The sequence below is a fragment of the Sphingopyxis sp. DBS4 genome (genome assembly GCF_024628865.1).
In the GTDB taxonomy this organism is placed as follows: Bacteria; Pseudomonadota; Alphaproteobacteria; order Sphingomonadales; family Sphingomonadaceae; genus Sphingopyxis.
This window is the reverse complement of sequence record NZ_CP102386.1, coordinates 195,058-210,747: the sequence shown is the minus strand read 5'-3', so window position 1 is coordinate 210,747 and position 15,690 is coordinate 195,058. Positions and strand designations below refer to the sequence as shown.

The 15,690-nt window shown below is 63.3% G+C and carries 16 protein-coding genes; all 16 read right to left on the bottom strand.

The genetic code is table 11. From position 1 onward, the window contains the following. Positions 1-25: 25 nt before the first annotated feature. On the bottom strand, positions 26-1,426 hold the full coding sequence (locus tag NP825_RS22730; RefSeq protein ID WP_257551748.1) for a conjugal transfer protein TraH: 1,401 nt from the start codon (positions 1,424-1,426) through the stop codon (positions 26-28). Positions 1,427-1,491: 65 nt separating this feature from the next. Then, positions 1,492-2,313 (bottom strand): conjugal transfer protein TraF, encoded by an 822-nt coding sequence (locus NP825_RS22725; protein ID WP_015460508.1) that lies wholly within the window; start codon positions 2,311-2,313, stop codon positions 1,492-1,494. A gap of 160 nt (positions 2,314-2,473) precedes the next feature. Then, a complete protein-coding gene (locus NP825_RS22720) occupies positions 2,474-4,339 on the bottom strand; it encodes a conjugal transfer protein TraN (RefSeq protein WP_257551747.1) in 1,866 nt (621 codons plus the stop codon). Further along, positions 4,336-5,082 carry a type-F conjugative transfer system pilin assembly protein TrbC gene (trbC, locus tag NP825_RS22715; RefSeq protein WP_015460510.1) on the bottom strand — a complete coding sequence of 249 codons (747 nt, stop codon included), beginning with the start codon at positions 5,080-5,082 and terminating at the stop codon, positions 4,336-4,338. The genes NP825_RS22720 and trbC overlap by 4 nt, the downstream gene beginning before the upstream one ends. 11 nt (positions 5,083-5,093) lie before the next feature. Next, entirely contained in the window at positions 5,094-6,116 is a 1,023-nt protein-coding gene (gene traU / locus NP825_RS22710) for a conjugal transfer pilus assembly protein TraU (RefSeq protein WP_015460511.1), read from the bottom strand. Then, entirely contained in the window at positions 6,113-6,382 is a 270-nt protein-coding gene (locus tag NP825_RS22705) for a hypothetical protein (RefSeq protein WP_015460512.1), read from the bottom strand. Before NP825_RS22705 ends, traU begins: the two co-directional genes overlap by 4 nt. Next, positions 6,382-7,035: a type-F conjugative transfer system protein TraW gene (traW, locus tag NP825_RS22700; protein WP_041865626.1), complete on the bottom strand. Its 654-nt coding sequence runs from the start codon at positions 7,033-7,035 to the stop codon at positions 6,382-6,384. The genes NP825_RS22705 and traW overlap by 1 nt, the downstream gene beginning before the upstream one ends. Next, positions 7,032-7,568 carry a S26 family signal peptidase gene (locus tag NP825_RS22695; protein ID WP_257551746.1) on the bottom strand — a complete coding sequence of 179 codons (537 nt, stop codon included), beginning with the start codon at positions 7,566-7,568 and terminating at the stop codon, positions 7,032-7,034. Before NP825_RS22695 ends, traW begins: the two co-directional genes overlap by 4 nt. Next, positions 7,549-8,202, bottom strand: a complete 654-nt coding sequence (locus NP825_RS22690) for a type-F conjugative transfer system protein TrbI (protein ID WP_257551745.1) — start codon at positions 8,200-8,202, stop codon at positions 7,549-7,551. The genes NP825_RS22695 and NP825_RS22690 overlap by 20 nt, the downstream gene beginning before the upstream one ends. Continuing rightward, the gene (locus NP825_RS22685) at positions 8,195-8,554 is read right to left on the bottom strand and encodes a hypothetical protein (RefSeq protein ID WP_257551744.1); all 360 of its coding nucleotides are present in this window, start codon (positions 8,552-8,554) and stop codon (positions 8,195-8,197) included. The genes NP825_RS22690 and NP825_RS22685 overlap by 8 nt, the downstream gene beginning before the upstream one ends. 3 nt (positions 8,555-8,557) lie before the next feature. After that, positions 8,558-11,149: a type IV secretion system protein TraC gene (gene traC / locus NP825_RS22680; RefSeq protein ID WP_257551743.1), complete on the bottom strand. Its 2,592-nt coding sequence runs from the start codon at positions 11,147-11,149 to the stop codon at positions 8,558-8,560. A 1-nt stretch (position 11,150) separates the two neighbouring features. Continuing rightward, entirely contained in the window at positions 11,151-12,131 is a 981-nt protein-coding gene (locus NP825_RS22675; RefSeq protein WP_257551742.1) for a TraV family lipoprotein, read from the bottom strand. Continuing rightward, positions 12,128-13,000: a DsbC family protein gene (locus NP825_RS22670; protein WP_015460519.1), complete on the bottom strand. Its 873-nt coding sequence runs from the start codon at positions 12,998-13,000 to the stop codon at positions 12,128-12,130. Before NP825_RS22670 ends, NP825_RS22675 begins: the two co-directional genes overlap by 4 nt. After that, positions 12,987-14,312: a TraB/VirB10 family protein gene (locus NP825_RS22665; protein WP_015460520.1), complete on the bottom strand. Its 1,326-nt coding sequence runs from the start codon at positions 14,310-14,312 to the stop codon at positions 12,987-12,989. The genes NP825_RS22670 and NP825_RS22665 overlap by 14 nt, the downstream gene beginning before the upstream one ends. A 4-nt stretch (positions 14,313-14,316) precedes the next feature. Further along, the gene (locus NP825_RS22660) at positions 14,317-15,126 is read right to left on the bottom strand and encodes a type-F conjugative transfer system secretin TraK (protein ID WP_015460521.1); all 810 of its coding nucleotides are present in this window, start codon (positions 15,124-15,126) and stop codon (positions 14,317-14,319) included. Continuing rightward, positions 15,123-15,689 (bottom strand): type IV conjugative transfer system protein TraE, encoded by a 567-nt coding sequence (locus NP825_RS22655; RefSeq protein WP_015460522.1) that lies wholly within the window; start codon positions 15,687-15,689, stop codon positions 15,123-15,125. Before NP825_RS22655 ends, NP825_RS22660 begins: the two co-directional genes overlap by 4 nt. Position 15,690 lies beyond the last annotated feature (1 nt).

The window sequence follows — 15,690 nt, the reverse complement described above, 5'->3', positions numbered from 1 at the left end:
CCTGCCCCGCGTCTAGTTCAGCCGCCTAGTTCAACCCCTGGGCATTGAGCCCGCGCGAGAAATTCAGCGCAGCGGCCATCCCCGGTGACATCGAATTCTGGAGCGTCGATTCCAGCATGACGCTGCGATTGATAATCTGCATCGTCACCTGCAGCTTGTTGTTCAGCCTGACATCGCGCTGACTGAACTTCGCACGTGTTGCTGCAATCTGCTGCTTCCACTGCGCCGCCGTCTCCTGGTCGAAGGTCTGGTAATGGACTTTCGCCTGCTCGACCCGGTCGAGCATGTTGTCGAGCATCGCCGATAGAAGGTCGACGGCGACGATCTCGGAGAGCGTCTCGATCTCGCCCTGCGTCAGCGCGTAATGCGCATAGGCCTGCACGCTAAGAATCTTGTAGATCGGCACGGTTGCGAGATTGAGGAGTTGCTTCTCGGCGGCATCGAGCGGCGTGTCCGAGCGGATCTTGTCGCTCATCGACCGGATCATCGTCGCGATCCGCGGCCGCAGCGCGGAAGACGCGGGCACCGAGAGCGTCTGCTCGCCGACGTCGTAGCAGTTCTCGTCGTTGCAACGCAGGATCTTGACCGGCGGCGCATCGGCTGTGCCGTCGAGAAGCGCGGTGACCACCGCTTCCTCCGCCGGCCCGAACATCACGACCTTCCCGCCGACGCTGGGATCAGTCGACGGCGTCGTCACCACCGTGCCGACAAGCGTCATCACATATTCCGAGAAAGTCTTGTCGAAGGCGCCGAACTTGGCGGATTTTCTGAGGGCTTCCCAGGTATAATTGTGTGGTTCGCCAACCAGCTGGTCCTTCATCGACGCGTCGGTATTGCCCGCGATCGTCGCGTCCCGCCGGTTGCCGTTGTTGCAGCCCTGGCGCGCGGCCGCCCAGTCGGAGAAGACGCCCTGGCTGTTGCCCACCGCCTCACAGATCGTCGCGCGGGTCGTTTCCATCTGCGGCCAGATGCCGCCAACCAGCGCCTGCGCCGTCTCGCAGCTCGAGATATTCATCTGGTTCAGGAGCTGCGCCTTCTGGCTGAACTCGTCCATGACCTTGCCAATCTCGGGCGACACAGAATCGATCGCGAGCTTGAAGGCGAAGCCAAGCGCGTTGTTGGCGGTCGCCTTGAGCATCGCAATGATCTCGCTCGCATTGATGAACGAGAAACTCCCGCTGAAGAGATCGATCCCGCCGCAACCGGCGCGTGCGCTGGGAAGCTGAAGATTGAAGGGCTGGACGCTCTTCTGCGGAAAGCGCGTCCAGACATTGCCGAGCGAATAGTAGCCAGCCGACTGCCCCTGGAACGCCGATGGCCCGGTAACATTGGCTGCTCCCCCGGCGTCGGAGAAGAAGTTGTTCATCTCGGATGCGACATCGGCTTGCGCCGTGCCGATAAAGGCGAGATTGGCCGCGGCGAGCATGCCAATCCATCCTGCCGTCGAGCGAAGTGCGCGGCGCATAAGGCCGCTGCGGCGATCCCGTCCCATCAGAAGTCGCTCCCCACCTTGGTGTTCGTCAGCGCGAAAATGCGGTCCATGATCTCGTCGGCGCTCAGAATGCCGTAGCCCACCGGAATGGTCCGCCGCGTCATCGTGTCGAAGAGCACCAGCGCCGGCGTCTCATTGCCCGGAATCCCCATTCGCGCCCGCTGGCCAGCGTCCACGACATAGTTCGGGAAATCGCGGCTCGGTCCGCCATCCATCGAAACCGCCATCACGGCCATGCGATGGCTGTCCGCCACCGAGCGCAGGATTGGTGAGAAAAGGTCGCAGGCGCCGCAGCTCTGCGCGTAGAAATAGAAAAGGCCGTAGCGCTGACTGAGGTTCGCCATCACCGCATCGCGGTCCGCACGCCGATTGTCGAGCCAGGCGCGCTTGCCCACCGTCGAGACCGGGCGTTGCAGCGTGTAGTCGAGATCCGGGTTCTGCCACAGGGCGCGCTGCCAGGTGTCGGAAAAGGTCGATGCGCGATCGAGCTGTTCACGCTGGAACCGGACATAGGCGACCACATTCTCGTCGGTCGGCTCCAGGATCGCACGCGCCTTCAGTTCATCGAGCTGGCGCGTGATCGCAGCCATCCGCTCGACCGAACTCTGCGGCGGAACCGCAGCCGCCTTTTCCTGCTCGGCTGGCTTGGGCTTGCTGCAATAGAACCACTGCCCCAGCCGGCGTTCGGCGCAGTAGAAGGCGTCGTGAGCCTCATGCCGCTCAACGCCATCCGAAGAGGGACCGTGCGATTGCGCCAGAGCGGGCGTCGCCATGCTGGCGAGCGAAAGCGCCAGGAGCGGCGCGGCCAATATTCTAACCATCAATGGACGTCCTTTCGGGAACAGCCCCCGAAGCGCAGGGACGGAGCGCGGAAGGGAATGGGAATGATGGGTCCGGTAGGAGGCCGTTCGCGACGAGGAATGCGAACGGTGGCGGGGCAGTAACAACGGCCGGCGCAGACCGGCGGAGTGTGCAGCCGTGTCATGTGCCGTGGAGGTCATAATAATCCTCAATCTTCTGCTGGATCTGGGTCATGGTCTCGACTTCGTCGGGAAGCCGCGCGGCATCCACGAACTCGGCATAGACTTCGGTGAAATCCATCACCGAGAGATCGAGACGCGCGAACTCTTCGATCGTGAATCCGTGACATTGCTCGCGCTTCGGGGCGCCCCAGGGTTTTCCGAGCTGGACCCTTCCCTGCTCTTGGAGGATCCGGCTGAGCTTGCTCTCGAAGCAGCAATAGGCCGTGCGCCGGGTCTTGCAGATGCCAAGAAAGCTTGAGGAGCAATAAGTCCCGACCTTGTGACAAAAGCCCATGCGGTCCTTGATATCGAGCCTCATCTCGCTCTGGGAGCACGCGAAGAGCGTCAGGAACGGAGTTGCCATCGCCGCGATCGCGGTCGGCCCACCGGCCAGTGCCGCCGCCCCGGCGCCGACGGTCAACAGGCCGGACACCTTGCCGGCGCAGCAGTTGATGAGGCCGAACACCGGTTTGTGGCAGGTCTCGCGCGTGCCCTGGAAAACGGTGAAGTTATTCTCGTCGAATTCCTTGCCCGCCCGATCGATCGCATGCAGCGCGACCAGCGCGTCCTTGAACTCCGTCGACGCCTCGCGGACAATCGGTTCGCAGTCGCCATTGATGCAGTAGACATCGTCGCCACAGATATATTGCGGCGCATCACTGACCGCACTGCCGGGCGTCGGACAACGATAAACCCGCTCCTCCACCGCACACGCGCCATTTGGCTCTTCATCGAGACATTCGGTTCGGACATAGGTGCAGGCGCCATTGGCCTCGAGCGTACCGCAGTCGTTGTGTCCAGTGGTTATCCGGTTGCACTCGTAAGTCCGCGCCCAGGCCCAGCATGGCTGGGTGACCGGTACACCATTCACGATCCGGGTAACGGGATCGCTTGATGTGCAGACTTCGCTTTGCTGCTCGCACATCGAATCTGCCGCCAGCGATGCGCATTGGCCTTCATTACGCGTGACGGTGGTCACGGTGGGCTCGTCGACCTGGGACAGCCAATATCTTCCGGTCGCGAGCACATAACCCGGATGATAGGCGCCTGGTGTAATCCCCTGGGCTTCAGCCGTACATTTGACCTCGACGGCGGTGTGGCCCAGGCTCTTGCAGGTATCCGCCGCCGTGTATCCATAGGCGCTCATATTGTCGCAATAGTCGATTGGGCGGCTCTCCCAGCAGACGCCCGACGCGATCTCGTCGTCGAACGCAGCACGGGCCGGATAAGGGCCGCCATCAGCCGGCATGAAGCTTAGTCGGCCCGCGTAATAGGTGTAGATCGACCGGGTCTCAGACCGCACGTCGAGACTGATCGAACAGGTCCGATTGTCGGTCGTGACCTTGCTCCCGGCATTGCAGCTCGTCTCGTAGTAGCCATCGCTGCCCGTCGCGGGCGGCAGCGGCGTGCAGGTGCCGGACGAGCCCGAGTAGCTTTCACCGGCTAGGAAGGTCGAGGGATCATTCTCGACGGCCGTCGCGCGCGCCGTCGTCTCGAGGATTTCGGTATTGCTGAAGGTCGGCCGCGTCCGGTCAGCATCGGTGGTGATCCGGTACTGCTCGTTGGAGGATCTCGTCGCGGCGGCTTCTGCCTCCATCCGCTCAGGATTGTTGAAATAGGCCCCTTGCGGCAGCGAGGTCCCGCCATAGCCGGGCACTGCTTCGGCCCGGGCATTATCGATGGGAACGAGCGTCGAGTCCTGACGCTTTTCATTGCCGAGCGATCGCCCTTCCTGGCGCGCTTCCTCGACACTCATCTGGGCGGCCGCCTGCGCGGCGACCGTAAGGGCCGCAAGCAACGCAATCAGGGCCGCCCGAACGCTCATGGCAGGGCTTTGCGAAGATTTGCCAGACCCACCGCGGCCACGCGCGCGCCAGGCCCATTCCCGTCCGCGAACGACGTCAGCGCATATTCGACGGTCACATTGCCAATCATCCGGTCATAAGGCGGAACTTGTGTCCGACAAGAAAAGCCGGCGCAGAGGTCGAAGTCGGAAGAGACCGCGATATATGTCGGCACGGCCTGGACATCGAAGGCGCGAAACAGCCTCGGATCGATACCAATGTTGGCGAAATCGTCCTGTCGCTCGACGATCTTGCCGAGTCTTTCCGAAAACTCCTTCATCGAATTGTTCGGGAAACCGCGGAACACCACGACGCCCCCGGCCCTGGCCGTGTCCTGAATGAGCCGCCGCAGCGCCTTGGGCGGCATCGACAGGCTCGCGAACGCAATCAGCTGCGGCGCCTCCCCACCTCCGGCGGCAGCGTTCGTCACCGCCCCCTGAACGATCTCGTCAAAATCGATCGAACCAGCCGGTCCCTTGGGTAGATCGGTGGACGCCACGCGCTGCATGTTCTCCATGCCCCCATCGCGCACTGCCGCAGCTTCCTCGCGGAAGGCATCCCCGCGATCCTTGATCTGATCCACGAAGGCCTGGGCATCGGCCTGCAGGTCGGTCGATCGTTGCTTGATCGCCTGCACATCGATCCCATCGACGGTCTGGGCGAGAAGCGCGGTCATGCCGGCGGCAGCGACAAGACCAACGGCGCCCAGGGTGAGAAGTCGCATCGTCCCCTCCTTCACAGCACGCAGCAGTTGCGTTTGCGCCAGACGAGATAGCCCATGTCCTCACCTCCAGCGGGATAGGCGCGGCCAGCATCGGGCGGCATGGTCGAGGCTCCGATCGCAGAGCAGGCGAAGCGCCCGCTCACGGTCGGGATCGGATTGGTCATCTGGAACCGGTATTGCTGCTTGCGCATCACCGGCATCAGATATTTCTTGCAGAGACCGGCCGAGCCCATCGTGCCCCAGGCAAGCGCCTGGCGATGCATCTTGTAGGCAAAGCGCGACAGCGCGAGCCGCGAAGACTGGACATGGCCGATCGAGGCGGGGATGTTTCCGTTCAAGGGATACATCCCGCCCTGACAGCCGGCGCACCAGAAAAGCTGGTCAAGCGGTAGGTTCACTGTCCCGGCGATACAATCGCCGGCGCAGGCCGCCTTGGCGAGCGGGTTGGCGAAGATGATAGCCTCTGGGTTGATCAGCGCGGCGAGCGAGTCATCCTGCCAGAGCGGATCGACTTCCGTCATATAGGCGATGTCGAAGCTCGCCTGCTCGAAGCAAACGAAGTCGGTCAGTATCTCCATCCAATAGAGCAGGGGATAGACGTACCAGTGAACGTGCCACTTGGCCGTGCTCTGCGAACGCCCCCCGACCATGGAGGGCCCTGCCAGATAGCCTTGGCCGATGTCGAAACCGGGTGCGATGCGGACCCCGCCGAGATTGGGGAAGCACCAGGGTTTCATCGTAACATCCGCAAGCCGCGCCGGCTCCCAGAAACCCACCGATATGCCGATACGTGGCAACGGATCTGCGCAGGCGCAGATGGGAGAGGCCGGATTGTTCGTGTCTGGGCGGCCGCTCGGCCAGATCTTCAGCCCACCGACGGAGAGCGGAAAGAGGCAGGACCAGCAGACATCGGTGATCGGATTGACGAATTTGCCGTTGCATGTCGGCCCGGCTGCCTGCGCGCTTGGTGCAAAAGCCAACGCACAGAGCGCCATGAGCAGCGCGCCGAAGATCGATCGGACGGCGCGCGTCATTCTCTTTCTCCCAAATGCTCGAGATAGGCCGTGTCCGCCCGCTGCTTGGCGCGCAGATAGACAACGGTAAGCGTCAGCGTCACGGCCAGCAGGAGCGCGATCATGCACGGCGCCGCCCTGCCCAGCTGATCCTGCAACGGGTCCAGGAGGATGACCGCGACGGCGAGCGAGACGCAGAGCGAGAGCCAGGCCAGACGCATGATCCTGAGCCTGGTCGACTCCGGAGCGGCCATGGGCGTCCGCAGCATATCCAGCCATAATGGCATCAGCCAGGCCTCCCTGGTTTCAGGACGACCTCCGACACTCGCATCGTCTTGCCGTTCTGGCTGACGACCGCGGGTGTGTGCTCGATACCGAACGTCGCGCTGAGCCGACCTTCCTGATCAAAATAGAAGCGGCGCTTCTTCGCCGTCATCTGCTCGATCGGCGAGCCGTTCACGAAGATGATCTTCGCCTTGAGGTCGGTATAGCGCGACGTTGCCCAGGAGAGCTGCGCGGCATCGTCGCCATCTACGAAGACCAGGTCCTGCTTGATCGCAACGAAATCAAGCGGATTGACCCGGTGCCCAGCCGCCGCAATCAGATTGCCCTTCTGATCGCGAATGTCCCGTTCGACCGCGATGCTCGGATCATAGTCCCAGCTCCGCGCGGTTCGTGCCGGCGTGATACCCTCTACGGGCTTCGGTCTGCGGACACGCTGCTCGACCCGCTTGGCGAATATCCCGTTCATCCGCGCCAGCTCGCCGCTCGCTTCGGCGCGGCGCAGCCGTCCCTCGATTGCCGAAAGGAGATCGGGCTCGATCACGGGGAAGGTCTGGCCGGCATGGCCGTAATCCCTGGCTTCGCTGCGGATTGGCCCCGCGAGCGACACCACGGTCATGCCTATGATCGCCGCGCTTGCCGTAAGGATTGCTTTCATAAGACCGGCTCCCCCGTTCCGATGATCTGGGAGGCACAGACAAAGCCAATTTCAGCGTAGCGGCTATCGAACCCGTCGCGATGCGGCGTGGCGGCGAAATAGCAACCCTCGGGGACGATCCCTGTCGCGCCGGGGGTCAGCGGCTCGCCCGCCTTCGTGAACGGTTTCATCCGGACAACCGGCACGCCATTGATCGTGACATCGAAGCCGTCATGACCGACGACGTCGCCTGCCGCACCATAGACCCTCTTCCCGAACATCCTTGGCTTAGGACCGAAATGGCGCTGGAGGAGCGCGCTTGGCGGTGGATCGAAAAAGACGACCTCACCCTTTGCCGGCAACCGCCCCCGATCGATGAGGAACGCCCAGTTCGGCAAGGAATCCGTCGTGTTGATCAGAAAGAGATGGTCATCGCGCCAATCCCCCAACGCCTTCCAGGCCATGCTTCCTGAAACAAGGACCCCGAACAGCAGCCAGAGCCTCCTATTAGGATGCCAGCGCCGAGCCGCCCCGTCATTGAGCACCGCTGCCATCGGGACCTCCAAAGGTTGAGACGGACGCGGACGGCGGCCCATATTGCGGGCCGGTTGCCGGCGGCACGGACGGCATCATCTGTGCCGGCGCCATGGGATCGAGATATTCGGTTGGCGCTGCGGGCTGCGCGGGCATTGCCTGCTGTGGTTGTGCCGCGAGCATGGCTTGCTGCTCAAGCTGCTGCAGTTCGATGGCCGACGCCTGTTTGGGTCGAGCGACGCCCGAGGCATAGACGGCGTGCCTGAGCTTGTCGGTGATGTCCGGGACGTTCTTGGTCAGGACGGCCTCGCCGACGAGGACGATCTGACCGTTCGCGCTCCGCCGCTGCAGCTCGGTGTCGAGCGATGCCATGAACTTGCGCATTTCCGCTTCAACCTGCGCCGGCGGCGATGCCGATCGCGCCTGGGCCTGGACATATTCGCCGACAATGGTGGAGAGGCGCGCGGATACGATGTGGTCCTGCGTCGGCGTAACCAAGAGCTTGGTGACCCACATGCCCCAGACCAGGGCGGCAAGGACCATGAGGCCCATCAACATTGGCAGGCGTGTGAAGCCCCCGAAAATCGCGCGTTTCGCGCGCCGCGTCGGCTGCGGCACGGGATCGGGCAGGTCAAGCTCGGTCTGTTCAGCCATGGTCGGGGTTTCCTTCGGGCAATATCGCGGGCACTATTTTTTCCCGCCGCAGGACGATCAGGCCGGTTGCCACCACGAGGTGCGCGACAATGAAAATGGTCTTGAATGACGCGATCCGGTCTGGAGAAGCAGCGACGTAGCGGCTCGCGAGGTTGTTGAGCTGGTGCATCAAGCCATCGAGCGAGAAGCCGCCCAGGGCGAGGAAAAAAAGCGTGAAAACCCCCCAGGTCAACAGCAGCGTCGATCCCGTGAAACCCAGCAGATGCAGAATGAAGTAGAGCATCGCCCGAAAGTCCGGCCGGGAAACGGCCTTGCTCGCGGCGACCTGCGTTCGATGGTTCATGGTCCCCATGGCTCACTCCGCGGCCTCGGCGATGTCACCATCGTCGTGAGAAGCCCATTTTTCCGGATTCTCGGGATAGGCGACCCGCTCGATAGCCTCGTCCATGCTGAGGCCCCGGGCGACCAGTCCCTCGATCGCCGCATAGACTGCCGGACTCGAGGAAAAGACGGTGGCCGAAAAAGGATCGAGCACGAGGCGGCCGACCGCCAGTGTCTCCGGTCCCTTGATCAGGATATCGGAATATTCGCGGCCGTTGATCTTGAGCGACCGCAGCAGGGCATCGGTATAATCGTCCATCTCGAAGCGATCGTGCTTTTTGAAATCGGCGATCGTCTCGGGTTTCTGCTGGAGGATGACGAACCAGTCAGAATTCTCGAGCGCCGCGATGGAACCGGCGGACTTGTAATAGTCGTTCAGCGACTGCGTCGCGGTGACCAGCGAGGCGCCGTATTTGCGGCAGGTGCGCGCATAGGTCTCGATGAAGTCGGCCATCGCGCCGCCGCGCAGCATCTGCCACGCTTCGTCGAGGAGCAGCGCTTTGGGGATCGCGCGATCGACCTTGCGCATCATCTGCTGCGACATGAACATGATCGCGGTCAGGACAACGCTCCGCAGTTCCTCGCGGGAGGACAGATCCGAAAGCTCAAATACCGTCAGCTGCGCGGACAGCTCGAACGAGACCTCGCCCTGAAAGAACCGTCCATATGTACCGCCCGATGAAAAGGGCCGCATGGCGATACCGAGATCCATGGCGAGCCCATTGCCGGTCGCGTCCAGCGCCGCGATCACGTCATCGATCGCCCCGTGCCGGCCCTTCTCGGCCCAGACGCTGTTGACGGCACCATCGATGAGGCCTCGCTCGGTATCGTTCAGCCGATCGATGTGGCGCGACATCTGGTTCACGATGGCTTTGAGCATCGCCATGCAATCGAGCAGATAGTCTTCGTCGGTCGCGGCCAACTCCTCGTCGATCATGCTGAACGGATTGAGGCAGAAGCCCGACGACATCGTGAACTCCACGAAAGCGCCGCCCTGGAGCTTTGCCGAATGCTCGAAGGAGCGTCCGTCATCGATCACGACGACCCGAGCACCTGCGCCGCACAGCGACGCGCACAACTCCTGAAGGGTCACAGACTTGCCCGACCCGGACTTGCCGAAGACCGCGACATTGTGGTTGCCCGCCGCATTCTCGAACGGCGACCAGAAGAAAGGCTGCCCCCTCCGTCCGATCAGCATGAGATGCGGCACCTGGCCGCCAAGAAACTCGCCCTGGATGGGCGCGAGGTTCGCGGCCGTGGTCGTCAGAAGCGTGCGCATCCGCTTCATCCGCTCGAGATCCCGCGAGAGGCCATTCGCCATCGTCATCGGCATGGCGCAGAGCAGCCCCATCACCTGCAGGTAGCGATCGTCGAGCAGGTCCCAGCCCGCCGCGCGGTAGACCGATTTCAGGACCCGTTCATTGGCGTCACCCCTGCCCTTGGGCGAAAAGGACGTGACCGAGAAGAAAACGCGTACCAATTTGCGCCCCTGACGCAGTTCGTCGTTCACATAGCGCCATTCCTGGCTTTGCTCGCGCAGCTGCGGCAGGAACCGGGCCGACTTGGAATCGGCGAGGCTCGTCGTCCGCATGAATTTGAAGCTTGCCTTGTTCGACGATGCCAGCGGGTCCGGGAATTCGACGCACAGGTTGGTCGCAACCGGACACGGCATGCGCAGCTTGTCGGTGAACATGTCGCCGATCAGCCGCGCCACGTCCCAGGGCGCCCACCGCACCGGGAGATTGCGGACCGAAAAGGAGCGGACGTCAAAGACGTCGGGCAGGATCTCACCGATTTCCGGTGCATTGTCCACCGTGTGTCCGGTCGGCCGGAATCGCTCGGTCCGCAGCAGCATGCGGTCGGGCTCGATGTGGAGCTCAACATCGCGGCGCACGGCCTGGTCCGCTATGGGATCGAGCGGATTGTAGTTGACCACATCCTCGCCCGCCGCGGTGGTCGGCGAGGTGATATCATCGACCCAGCCAATCAGATCGGTTGGATCCATCTTGCGGGCAGACACATTGATCGATGCAAGTGCCGAGATCAGACCATCCATGACGGCTACGATCTCTTCGACCGTCACGCTCGATGCTTCCGGCGTTGAATAGGAAATCGCCACGCGGTGGTTGCGCAGAGAAAAGGGCGCATCGTTTGACAGCGAACGCCAGACACCGTCGGTCAGGAAGTCCACCCGATGCTTGGCCATACGCTCATAGACGCCGCGGGCCGCATAGCGCGGAAGATACCAGCGCGAGAGGCGCTCCGATACGCGCGGGCTCATCCACTGGTGGAACTGAAGGCAGCCGGGCGCGGGGATCGCTTCAGACAGGAACTGGGTAAGAATCTCGCCCGTGCGCTCGTCCGCACCGATCAGCGGGGCCGCCTCGATGACGAAGCCTCGCGATGCGCTGTTGTAGAAAATGCCCGTCTTGGCATCGAAGCTGCGATAGGGCAGCCAGTCAGCCAGCATGGGAACGCCAAGTTCGGGCCGATCGGAATCAGGCCGCCGGCTGTCGCCGAGAATGCCGGACATCAGGCTCTCGAAAATACCGGCTTTGCCCGCCATCTCACTTATCCTCCTGCACGCCGGCCGGGAAATTGGCCGCACGGATCGTCGGGGCTGACACCACGGGCGCGGCCGGCACGGCGCCACTCTGGGCAGCCGCATCGCGCGCGCCTTGCGCGACGGAGCCTGCGATCCCTTGATAGGCGGGATCGCCCTTCACGCGCCCGACCGCTTGGGCGCCCGCCGTGGAGATACCCGTCTGAGGCTTTTCAGAACCCGGCACGGTCGCGCCACTCCCGTTCGCCGACGCACCCGCGGGGGTCGGATGCGCCGGCGAGACGGCCGCAGACGATGGATGCGCTGCACCATCCACCGTCGCGGCGGCAGGTGCGCTACCTGCCTTGGGAGCGAGGCGGGTCGCGACATCTGCCTTTATCGCTTCGACAGGATCGGGTTTTCGTACACGGGCAGCAGCGACCACCGCCGGATCCGGGACATCCGAATCGATGGCAGCGGCTGTGCCTCCCGGCGGGTCTACGCGATCGACCGCATCGGCGAGCGTCTCGGGGCTGCCGAGCCCATAATTCAGGCGGGTGCCGGATACCACAGCTTGCCCAAGCGCCTGTTGCCACTCACCGCTCGCGACGACGGCGCGGACAGCGCTGGCCTCATGCAGCCGGCCCCGTTCATCAATATAGGGCTGGAACACGATCCTGAGCACCTTTTCGCGCGTCCGGGCGGGGTCAGCCGCAGCGATCCTGGCCGCTTGCGGCGCGGCGGCACGATTGACCCGGCCCGCCGAACCGCGCGGGGTGTTTCCTGCGGGAAGTGCATCGCCATCGCCCGCTTCGGCGGAAATCAGGGCAAGCGCGCGATCATCGATGGTCGAACTCGGGGCGCAGATGCCATCGGGCGCGGCACAGGAAAAATCACCGCGGATGTTGCCGCCGAATGTCGCGCAGCCACTGAGCGCCACAGCACTGCACAGCGTGAGGGCGCAAACCAACGACAGGCGCCGGCGTCGGAACGCGATCTTGGTCATGACTGCGCCTCCTTGAGCCACTTCTCAAGGAAAGCGCGCGGCCGATACCCTTCGAGCACCGCCCCGTCGCCGCGCACGATCACCGGCGTGCCACTGAGCCCGTGCCGCCGCGCGAAGGCTTCGTTCGCATCGAGACCCGACGTGTTGCAGGCAGGCCCCGCCTTGATCGGCTCGCCGGCATAGGCGGCATGAAGCGCGGCTTCGCGGTTCCTGGCGCAATAGACCCGGTCGGCGACATCCCGGCTGCCCAGCACCGAGATCGGCCGTTCAACGACCCGCACGTTCATGTCCTTGAGAACGCCCGTCAGGGCACGGCAATAGCCGCACCGGAAGTCGGAAAAAACCGTGACGGTCTGACCCGACGGATTGCCCCAGACGATCGCGCCTTCCCGCGGCAAGCCAGAAAGCGAAAGCTTGTGCGCTTGCGCAGAGGCGACAGGACGCTCAACCCGCGCCGGCGCGGCTGCCAGTTGCTGCGCGCCTTCCTCCTCACCGCCACGCGCCAGCGCATTCGCGCGCGCCGCGGACCCGACCAACATGTCGGGATTCATCTCGAGCAGCCGCGCCGCCGTAATATCCTGCCTGGTCTGCATGTCATAGACCCGGCCGATCACGAGGTAGCGGGCACCGGAATCCACATAGAAGAGGTTCTCCCCCGCGGTGATTTCGCACAGTCCGCCGACTTTCCCGCAATCGATCGCGGTTACTGGTGTCTTGGGAAGCCGCGTTTTCAACAAGGCCCTGACACGATCCTCGGCACTGCTCGCATCGGCAGCGAGCGCGATCCCAGCCAGGCTTAAACCCGTGACGGTCGCGACCAGGAGGCGCGATCGCCAGGTCAGCGAGCGGAGACGGTCAGTTACGGACATACACACCCTCCAAGAAGACAATTTCGACGTCGATGCCGGTCGGCATTTCGATCACGGGCTGATATTGCTCGGCGCGCTCGATCAGATATTTCGAAACCATGTCGCCCGTCTGGGCCATGCCCTCGCCAAAGCCCCCTTCGAGGATCTCGCCGGTCGAAAGCTTCTCGCGCTGGCCGTTGGTGGTGATGTTGGTTCCCTGGAACACACTGTTCGCGTTCGCTGAGAAGCCGCGGCCAAAGCCACCGGCAAGGCCCGCGATGAACGCCTGGGTGACGAGCGAGCCTTCACGGGAGACGACCCGGCCCCGCACTCCGGTCTTCCCGCCGAAGGCCAGGAAGCCCTTCACCTCGGATACCGCATAACGGCCACCCGGCTGCGGACACGTCATCTTCTGCAGTTTCACATAGACCTTCTCGCTCGAGAGGTCGCCGCGCGCCGCGCCATTGACGAGACATCCCTCGATCCTGGTCGTGAGCAACCTTCCGTTCTGGTAAACCGAACGGGCCGGGCCAGTGACGCGCAGGACGACAGGAAGCGGGTCCGTCTGGCTGTTGACGCCGGCACTGGCGTCAACTCCGACGATGACCTTGGCCCGTGCGAAGCTGTTGGGCGGCAGATAGTTGACGCTGTCGGTATACGTAGTGTTGCCCTTGGCAACCCGCGTGGCATTGCCCGTCTCACCGCTTGAGAAGCTGACCAGCTTCACTTCGCTCGGCCCGCCCGCAGCTGCGCGTCCCGGCCCACCCGCCGCACCGTCAGGCCGTTGGTATGCCTGCGGGCCGTTCGGGCCGTAGAGCGCCGCCGGCCCAGGCGCCGGAGGAGGCGCGGTCCGGCGCTCGTTGATCTGCCGCCGCAACTGCTCATTCTCCGCCTGATACGCAGAGAGAACGCGTTGCCCATCAGCCTGCATCGCCTGGTTCTGGCCCTTGAGCGTCTCGACCTGCGCGGTGAGCATTTCGAGCCGGCGATTTTGCCCGTCGATCGATTTGAGTTGGTTCTCGGTCGACTGAAAGCGGTTTTCGGAAAGCGCCATCCACTCCTGCTGGGAGAGGTTGCGGTTCACCAGATCCTTGGTCGAGACGGTGACCTCGCTGACACCATCCTCTCCGAGCTTCTCGCTGTCCCCGTCGCCGCTGAAAATCCAGAAGGAGGACAGGATGAGGCCAGCGCCGGTCACGCCGGCCAGCAGCAATCGCTGCTTCCTGCGAACCTCCTCGTTCCCGGCGAGGTCGCCGGAAAGCGGGGAGACGCCGTCGTCCGTGCCGCCATCAAGGGGCGGGCGCTTGCGATTCAGGAAGTCGGAAAGAGCCATGTCCTCACCTTTGTGTCTGGGCGTTCTGGGAGACGAGGTAGGCTGTCGTGACCTTGCCCGGAGCGAGCCGGCCCTCGGCGATCGACACGGCCAACGCGCTGGCGGGAGCGACCATGGCTTCGGTCAGCTCGATTTCGGACGCGCCTTTGTTCTCGATGCGCAAAACCTTGCCGGTGAGATCCGAGCCGCGGTATTCGGCGATCATCTGCACCTTGAGCGTGCCGACATAGACCGGTCGCAGGGCGCGCTGACGCATCTCATAGCCGTCAGCGACCGCATTCGAGTACATCGCCTGCACAAGCTCGACGGCGGCATCACGCGGCCCGAGCCTTTCCGCAGGACCATTTTCCGCGGTCCGTTCGTTCGCGATCGCCGGATTGGAGACAAAGACCTGCGCGGCCTGGTCGCCCCCGATCCGGCACACGAACTTGTAGACGTAACCGCGCTTGCTCGTGGCGAAGAACGAAAGGGCGCTCCGGACAAATCCGTCAGGAACGGACAGGTAGATATCGCCGCGGACAGGCTCGTTGACGACCGAGAAGTCATCCATCGGGTTACCGGTCGAGATCTTCGAGACCGACGCGAATTCATCCTCGACAAGGCTGATGCGCGTAAGATCCTTGGCCGATGCCTGGCAGTCGACCTGGGCGCTGTCCGACGCCATGATCGTCTGGTCCGCCCTCGCCGGTTCTGCGACGAGAAGCATGGCGATGGCCACCAGTCCCACGCCCATGCAGCGACTCAAATGGCAGTGGACGCGCGAAAGGAAGGCGGTGCCGGCGGCGGCACTGCCGATGACATAGACCGACATCATTTTTCCTTCCCCTGCTCGGCCACCACCATGCCGAAGCCGATCAGCTTCAGGGACAGCCCGGAATATTCCCAGTCGTACCGGAACGTCCGACGCTCGTTCGAAATGACCTTGTTGCCGACAATGGTGTGCAGACTGCCCGTCACCTCCGAACGGAGGTTCTTCGTGTCGAGCTCCATCTTCTCGATGGTGTAGAACTGGGAGATCGAAGATCCCCGCTGTTCGTTGACGATCTTCAGCAAGTCGGCCTTGATCTTGCCCTGGGCGGACGGCGCCGTGATGGCGAGCACCGAATTCATCCAGTATTCGAGGTTCTGCGGGCTGCGATTGAGGGTGAGCACCACGGTATCCCGGGTGATCATCTCCAGATATTCGCGCGAGACGCCCGCCGAACTCACCGTGACGGGAGACCGCAGGATGGGCTGCAGCACAACTTCCCGGTCCCGCGATACGGTGACGATGAACAGCAATAGGGTCAGCGCGCCGAGCCCGACGGCGACGATCGCCAGGATGTTCCGCTGGCGCAGAACCTGTTGGCTGCGCGAATGACTATACGAAAGTTCCATA

What these genes read in the sequence shown, in the direction of transcription:
- NP825_RS22730 (WP_257551748.1), bottom strand. Translation starts at nt 1,426, where the DNA reads ATGCTCGCCGCGGCCAATCTCGCCTTTATCGGCACGGCGCAAGCCGAT.
- NP825_RS22725 (WP_015460508.1), bottom strand. Translation starts at nt 2,313, where the DNA reads ATGGTTAGAATATTGGCCGCGCCGCTCCTGGCGCTTTCGCTCGCCAGC.
- NP825_RS22720 (WP_257551747.1), bottom strand. Translation starts at nt 4,339, where the DNA reads ATGAGCGTTCGGGCGGCCCTGATTGCGTTGCTTGCGGCCCTTACGGTC.
- trbC (WP_015460510.1), bottom strand. Translation starts at nt 5,082, where the DNA reads ATGCGACTTCTCACCCTGGGCGCCGTTGGTCTTGTCGCTGCCGCCGGC.
- traU (WP_015460511.1), bottom strand. Translation starts at nt 6,116, where the DNA reads ATGACGCGCGCCGTCCGATCGATCTTCGGCGCGCTGCTCATGGCGCTC.
- NP825_RS22705 (WP_015460512.1), bottom strand. Translation starts at nt 6,382, where the DNA reads ATGCCATTATGGCTGGATATGCTGCGGACGCCCATGGCCGCTCCGGAG.
- traW (WP_041865626.1), bottom strand. Translation starts at nt 7,035, where the DNA reads ATGAAAGCAATCCTTACGGCAAGCGCGGCGATCATAGGCATGACCGTG.
- NP825_RS22695 (WP_257551746.1), bottom strand. Translation starts at nt 7,568, where the DNA reads ATGGCAGCGGTGCTCAATGACGGGGCGGCTCGGCGCTGGCATCCTAAT.
- NP825_RS22690 (WP_257551745.1), bottom strand. Translation starts at nt 8,202, where the DNA reads ATGGCTGAACAGACCGAGCTTGACCTGCCCGATCCCGTGCCGCAGCCG.
- NP825_RS22685 (WP_257551744.1), bottom strand. Translation starts at nt 8,554, where the DNA reads ATGGGGACCATGAACCATCGAACGCAGGTCGCCGCGAGCAAGGCCGTT.
- traC (WP_257551743.1), bottom strand. Translation starts at nt 11,149, where the DNA reads ATGGCGGGCAAAGCCGGTATTTTCGAGAGCCTGATGTCCGGCATTCTC.
- NP825_RS22675 (WP_257551742.1), bottom strand. Translation starts at nt 12,131, where the DNA reads ATGACCAAGATCGCGTTCCGACGCCGGCGCCTGTCGTTGGTTTGCGCC.
- NP825_RS22670 (WP_015460519.1), bottom strand. Translation starts at nt 13,000, where the DNA reads ATGTCCGTAACTGACCGTCTCCGCTCGCTGACCTGGCGATCGCGCCTC.
- NP825_RS22665 (WP_015460520.1), bottom strand. Translation starts at nt 14,312, where the DNA reads ATGGCTCTTTCCGACTTCCTGAATCGCAAGCGCCCGCCCCTTGATGGC.
- NP825_RS22660 (WP_015460521.1), bottom strand. Translation starts at nt 15,126, where the DNA reads ATGATGTCGGTCTATGTCATCGGCAGTGCCGCCGCCGGCACCGCCTTC.
- NP825_RS22655 (WP_015460522.1), bottom strand. Translation starts at nt 15,689, where the DNA reads ATGGAACTTTCGTATAGTCATTCGCGCAGCCAACAGGTTCTGCGCCAG.